The following is a 6,172-nucleotide window of genomic DNA, read 5'->3' as shown; positions in this document are numbered from 1 at the left end:
CAGACTGCATGGATATGAACGAGGATGGGCTGATGGAATATCGTGAGCAGGTGGTGGTGTTCAGGAAGGGCGGTATCAACCATATAGCGCGTATCATCACCTATGTGGATATCAAGAAGGGAAAGATGCCAAAGTTGGTGTCCTTGCTTACCAACGACTTTGACATGTCCATGGAGACTATCGTAGCCATCTACCGCAGGAGGTGGCAGATAGAGTCTCTTTTCAAGCAGATAAAACAGAACTTCCCGCTTAGATACTTCTATGGGGAGAGTGCCAACGCCATCAAGATACAGATTTGGGTTACACTCATTGCCAATCTATTACTGTCACTGCTGCAAAGCTCATTGCAGAGGCGGTGGAGTTTCTCAGGGCTGGCTACTATGGTGCGCATTGTACTTATGGAATACCTCAACATGAATAATTTCTTCAACATGCCGGATGCCGACATGAAACTCATGCTTGAAGCAGCGGCTGAATCGCCACCCGAGGTAACAGAAAATGAATAAGGGGGCTTGTCACTAACATGCTGTCATCCGAACTATTGTGTCTCAATGAGTTGGAATGAGGATTTCTATGTTTAGCGGACAGTAATAATTGTTTTTAATTAATACGTTGCAAACGTACAAAATCTACAGAAATATGCAAGAATATATATGTTATTTTATAAAGAAGACTTGTTTTTTAACATTTCAGGTATGACAAATAGCACAGAAGTGAACAAAAACTCTGTTTCTTTTGTTTACTTACCATTTAATATCCTTTATAATTAACGTGAGTTCGATGAATTATAAGTGTCTGTAAATTTGGTGATTAGCGGAATTTGTTGTAACTTTAAGGTGTTGATTTACAAATAATTACAAACAAAAATCGCTATAATCACCGAGGACAAAGTTATTGAAGTATTTTGTATGGCAGATGATTTCTGCAAGTTTTTTGATGCAATGGTGGCAAAATATACGCTAAAACCTACCGGAAAAAGAAACTATCATCGTAATTCCACGATGTCAAAGACAGAAGTCATGCTGATAATGATTCTTTTTCACGACTCTGGTTATCGTTGCTTTAAACATTTCTATCTTGAAAAAGTATGCAAGCATCTTCGCCATCTATTTCCAAAAGTTGTTTCTTATAACCGTATAATAGAATTGGAAAGGGAAATAGCCGTACCCTTAACCTTGTTTATCAAGAAGGTTCTGTTGGGTAAGTGTACGGGCATAAGTTTTGTTGACAGCACACCACTGCGTGTCTGCAAGAACCAAAGAATACATATTCACAAGGTTTTCAAAGGTATAGCCCAAAGAGGAATACGCTCTATGGGATGGTTCTTTGGCTTCAAGTTGCATTTGATTTGCAATGAGAAAGGAGAGCTTCTCAATTTTATGATAACACCGGGAGATGTTGATGACCGTAAGCCTTTGGAATACAAAGCTTTTGTAGATTTCATATATGGCAAGCTGGTCGGAGACAAGGGGTACATCGGCAAGAATCTCTTCCAAAGGCTGTTTGTGGATGGAATACAACTTATTACCAAGCTGAAAAGCAACATGAAAGGAGCTTTGATGAGCGTTTCTGACAGACTCTTACTCAGAAAAAGAGCCATTATAGAAACTGTGAATGATGAGCTTAAGAACATTGCACAGGTGGAGCACTCCGGACATAGATGCTTTGACAATTTCATCGTCAACTTATTAGGGGCTATTGCTGCCTATTGCTTGTTTCCCAAGAAGCCGTGCATCAATGTGCAAAGGACCATTGATACACAGCTTGCATTGTTTTGAATTCGTCGAACTCACGTTAAATAGGTAGAATCTGATTTTCAAGCATTTTATCGGGGATAATTGCTCCCAATGCTACAAATTTCTGCAAAAACTGTTGCTTTTTCTTGTTATTTGAAAAAATATCCGTACCTTTGCCTCCGTTAAGCAACCAGAATATTGAGAACATTTAGTAAAAATATCGTTCTTTGTTCAACATTCATGATGCGAATGTGCCGGTAGGCACTTGTAGATTCTACAGGTGACTGCGTGTCGCCTTGTGCATAAAAGAATGCACTAAAATCCTCCCATATCATTTATTTTTTTCATTCAATTATTTCTTCGATTTGGCTCTGACAAGCTTCTTATTTGGAGTATTTCCCCATAGGTAAGTCTGTCCCATGCTATTTTCCATAGCGCGTACCGACACCATAGGCCATTTTAGAAGAAATCCAAACAATAAACTATATGCGACGCAGTCATGCGCCACATCCAATAACGAATCATTATGACAAATAATAGAAACAAACTTCATTTTGCCACAAGACAAATCCATGGTGGCTATCACATTGATGAAACTTGCGCAAGGGGTATCGCCATCCACCCTACAGCAGCTTTCCATTTCAAGTCGTGCGACACCGCTGCCAATCTTTTCAGCCTGAGTGAGGCAGGGAACATCTATACCCGATTGAACAATCCCACGAATACCGATTTTGAAAACCGCATAGCATCCCTTTATGGAGGGGTGGGTGCATTGGCTGTTTCGTCGGGGATGGCTGCCATTACGGTGATTGTCACATCCTTGGCAAGCAGGGGTGACAACATCGTGGCTTCGCCCTATCTTTATGGCGGAACATACAACTCGTTTAGAATCACATTGCGAAACCTCGGCATTGAGTGCAGAATAGCTGAAGACGACAGCAACGAATCAATAGAGAAATTGATCGACCAGAACACCAAGTTGATTTATCTTGAGAGCATGGGAAACCCAACGTGCGACGTTGTAGATATAGATGGAATCAGTAAGATTGCCAAGCATTATGACTTACCACTTGTCGTTGACAATACCTTTGGCGGATGCGGATATTTGTGCAACCCGTTTGATTGGGGAGCGAATATCGTATTGGAATCGGCAACCAAATGGATAAACGGTCATGGCACGGCCATTGGTGGAGTGATAGTAGATGGTGGAAACTACAACTGGGGCAACGGCAAGTACCCACAGATAGACGGTCCGTCGGAAGGTTACCACGGATTAAACCTTTGGGAAGCTTTTGGCCCTTCGGCATTTATTGTCAAGGCGAGGGTAGATGGTTTGCGCGACTTGGGATGTAGTCCCTCCCCCTTCGACACGTATCTTCATCTCATTGGTTTGGAAACTCTCTCGCTCCGCATTGAGCATCAGGTGGCCGCTACGCGCCGTTTGGCGGAATACTGTCGCACAAGCCCGTTTATAAAGAAGGTGAGTTATGTGGGATTTGAAAATCACCGAAGCTATGCCAATGCCCGTAAATATTTCAAGCATGGGGCTTCAGGAGTGCTCAATATTGAGCTGAAGGGCGATGTGGAGAGTACGGTGAGGTTTGTTGAGGCTCTACAGCTTTGCGCCAACATGGTGATGATAGGCGACTCCATCACCGTGGTCACCCACCCGGCATCCACTACCCACAAGCAGTTGAGCGATGCGGACTTGAAAGCGGCAGGAGTTACTCCGACCTTGCTGAGAATTTCGCTCGGACTAGAAGATGTGGAAGACATTATAAGCGATTTTGAGCAGGCGTTTAAAAAGACAGAGAAATGAAGGAATATCATTACGAACATCCTTTTGAGTTGGAAAGCGGAGCATCGCTGCCCAGCCTGACAATTGCCTACGACACCTATGGCACGCTGAATGCCAATGCTGACAATGTGGTGTGGGTGTGTCATGCTCTCACCGCCAATTCAGATGTGGCGGACTGGTGGCCACACACGGTGGAGAGGGGGCGCTTCCTTGATCCGGAGAAGTATTTCATCGTCTGTGCCAACTTCCTCGGATCGCATTACGGAACTACGGGACCGCTCCACATTAACCCACAGACGGGAAACCCTTGGTACAACGATTTCCCACCATTCACCATTCGTGATATGGTACAGGCACACCGTTTGTTGGCGCACTACCTCGGCATCAGCCAAGTGGAACTGCTTGTCGGTAGCAGCATCGGGGGATTTCAGTGTATCGAATGGTGCGTCATTGACCCCACCTTTGCACGCCATGCCGCCCTCATCGCCACTGCCGAGTGCGTTTCACCGTGGGTATCGGCCTTCAATGAGTCGCAGCGTATGGCTATCAAGGCAGACAAGACGTTTGGAATGCCCTCGCCCACAGCAGGTGCAGAAGGATTGGCAGTGGCAAGAAGTATTGCCATGCTCAGCTATAGGGGCGAGGCTGCCTACAATCTCACACAGACCGATAGCTTTTCCGACGGCGAGCTTTTCCGACGACGCGTACATTCTTACCAACAACACCAGGGAGAGAAGTTGAAAAACCGGTTCAATGCCTACTCATATTTCAGAATAACGCAAGCAATGGAATCACATCACGTGGGACGAGGACGGGGTGGAATAGAGAAGGCTCTGGCAACCATTCGGGCAAAATGCCTCGTCGTGGCTATATCGTCCGACATTCTTTTCCCGCCAGAAAGCCATTCGGTGATGGTGGAAAATATTCCTAATGTTGAGTACAAGGTGATTGACTCTTCCTTCGGACATGATGGCTTCTTGGTGGAGAGTGACAAGTTAGACCGTATTATCCAATCTTTCCTTAATAAATAGAACAATTATGAAACAGAAAAAAATCAATATCGGACTTTTCGGCTTTGGTACAGTGGGCAAAGGACTTTATGATGTGCTGCAGCGCATACAGCCGCAGAACGTGAAAATCGTCAGCGTTTGCGTGGAGGACATCACCAAAAAGCGCGATGCCGACATTCCGTTCACCAATCGTGCCGACGATATTTTTAACAATAAGGACATCAATTTCATCGTGGAGCTCATCAACGATGCTGAAGCTGCTTACAAAATTGTCAAGCGTGCGCTTGTTGCAGGACTACCAGTGGTAAGTGGCAACAAACGGATGCTGGCATACCACATCATGGAGCTGATAAAGCTGCAAGAGCAATACAACACACCTTTATTGTACGATGCATCGGCTTGCGGTAGTATTCCCGTCATCAGAAACTTAGAGGAATACTATGACAACGACCTGCTCATCTCCATCAAGGGAATTCTTAACGGCTCGTCCAACTTTATCTTATCCAAGATTTTCAACGAGGGAATGAACTACGACGACTCTCTGCGGCTGGCACAGGAACTGGGCTTTGCAGAAAGCAATCCCACCTTTGATATTGAGGGATGGGACTCGCTTTTCAAGCTCATCATTATCACCGTTCATGCATTCGGAGTGTATGTTCCACCGAAGGATGTACTGAACGTGGGTATCGGTCACATGAATAGTTACGACATCCAGTTTGCTAACGAGAAAGGCAGGAGAATCAAATTAGTGGGGAGTGCGGAGAAAATGGACGACAAACTCGTACTCTCAGTAATGCCGCAGCTGATCTCCCGACAGAAATACATTTACAGTGTAGAGGACGAATTTAACGGTGTCGTGATAAAAGGTCTGTTCTATTACAAGCAGTTCATGTTCGGACAAGGGGCCGGAGGGTATCCAACAGGATCAGCGGTGCTGAGCGACATCACCGCCCAATTGTATGATTACAAGTACGAATATAAAAAGCTGAACAACCCTCATCACCCGCACTATACCACCGACATAACTTTTCGCATTTATTTCCGTTTTACCAACGAAGAGGACCAGTCGCTGTTGGATTTCGAGAGCACCAGCGAGCGTTATCTCTCTGCGAATTATAAATATGTGGTGGGAAACATATCACTCGCCCAACTCATAGAAAAAGTAGATATGTTAAGAGAAAAAGATGTGTTCATCGCTGCTTATCCCCATGACTGATACGGTTTGGAACTATCCAGCCCGCCACTTGCTGGCGGTCTCACGTCTAAATACTGGAAGTAAGGTTTCGGGAGGTGAAAGCTCACCTTTAGCCATGCGAAAGGTCAGCTTTTGTATGGTCAAGGCTCACTTTTTGAGAAGCGACCCATAAAACAGATGTCTTTTCCTGAATTCACTTGTCAGATCTGACGATGTTTTTCTGTTTTACTTGTCAAATATTTTCTTATTTACTGAATGACTTGACATTAACATTATATAGTTTAAATTTGAAGTCAGTGCACTTGCATAAAAGAAGATGGACAACACCTAAGTTCCGTCATATTTTCGGCAAGGTCTTAGGGGGCTCGATGCCCCCTGGGACCTTTGGTGAAGATGGCATAAGACCGTCGTTCGCCATATTTTCGGCGTTCCA

Annotated in this window: 5 protein-coding genes and 1 pseudogene (1 of these 6 running past the window's edge); 5 read left to right on the top strand and 1 reads right to left on the bottom strand. The window is 44.6% G+C overall.

What is annotated here, in order from left to right; translation table 11 throughout:
* Both E0E16_RS09415 and E0E16_RS09405 read left to right on the top strand, forming a co-directional pair.
* A pseudogene (locus E0E16_RS09415) lies at positions 1-506 on the top strand (IS4 family transposase) (it extends 845 nt beyond the left edge of the window).
* 366 nt (positions 507-872) lie between these two features.
* Positions 873-1,778, top strand: coding sequence for an IS982 family transposase (locus E0E16_RS09405; protein ID WP_439650613.1), 906 nt, complete (start codon positions 873-875; stop codon positions 1,776-1,778).
* Positions 1,779-1,794: 16 nt separating this feature from the next.
* On the opposite strand, the gene E0E16_RS13635 is transcribed toward E0E16_RS09405, so the two are convergent.
* Positions 1,795-1,944 carry a hypothetical protein gene (locus E0E16_RS13635; protein WP_165444223.1) on the bottom strand — a complete coding sequence of 50 codons (150 nt, stop codon included), beginning with the start codon at positions 1,942-1,944 and terminating at the stop codon, positions 1,795-1,797.
* A 318-nt stretch (positions 1,945-2,262) separates the two neighbouring features.
* Here E0E16_RS13635 and E0E16_RS09400 point away from each other — a divergent pair, with 318 nt between their 5' ends.
* Genes E0E16_RS09400 through E0E16_RS09390 form a run of 3 tightly spaced genes read left to right on the top strand, consistent with a single transcriptional unit; the run spans position 2,263 to position 5,760 of the window.
* On the top strand, positions 2,263-3,555 hold the full coding sequence (locus tag E0E16_RS09400; protein ID WP_130830097.1) for an O-acetylhomoserine aminocarboxypropyltransferase/cysteine synthase family protein: 1,293 nt from the start codon (positions 2,263-2,265) through the stop codon (positions 3,553-3,555).
* Positions 3,552-4,565 carry a homoserine O-acetyltransferase family protein gene (locus E0E16_RS09395; RefSeq protein ID WP_130830096.1) on the top strand — a complete coding sequence of 338 codons (1,014 nt, stop codon included), beginning with the start codon at positions 3,552-3,554 and terminating at the stop codon, positions 4,563-4,565. Before E0E16_RS09400 ends, E0E16_RS09395 begins: the two co-directional genes overlap by 4 nt.
* Positions 4,566-4,572: 7 nt before the next feature.
* Positions 4,573-5,760 (top strand): homoserine dehydrogenase, encoded by a 1,188-nt coding sequence (locus tag E0E16_RS09390; protein ID WP_130830095.1) that lies wholly within the window; start codon positions 4,573-4,575, stop codon positions 5,758-5,760.
* Positions 5,761-6,172: the final 412 nt, after the last annotated feature.

The organism is Prevotella rectalis (assembly GCF_900607215.1).
Lineage (GTDB): Bacteria > Bacteroidota > Bacteroidia > Bacteroidales > Bacteroidaceae > Prevotella > Prevotella brunnea.
Note: the sequence above shows the minus strand (reverse complement) of the source record. Positions and strands in the feature narration are given on the sequence as shown.

What these genes read in the sequence shown, in the direction of transcription:
- E0E16_RS13635 (WP_165444223.1), bottom strand. Translation starts at nt 1,944, where the DNA reads ATGTTCTCAATATTCTGGTTGCTTAACGGAGGCAAAGGTACGGATATT.
- E0E16_RS09400 (WP_130830097.1), top strand. Translation starts at nt 2,263, where the DNA reads ATGACAAATAATAGAAACAAACTTCATTTTGCCACAAGACAAATCCAT.
- E0E16_RS09395 (WP_130830096.1), top strand. Translation starts at nt 3,552, where the DNA reads ATGAAGGAATATCATTACGAACATCCTTTTGAGTTGGAAAGCGGAGCA.
- E0E16_RS09390 (WP_130830095.1), top strand. Translation starts at nt 4,573, where the DNA reads ATGAAACAGAAAAAAATCAATATCGGACTTTTCGGCTTTGGTACAGTG.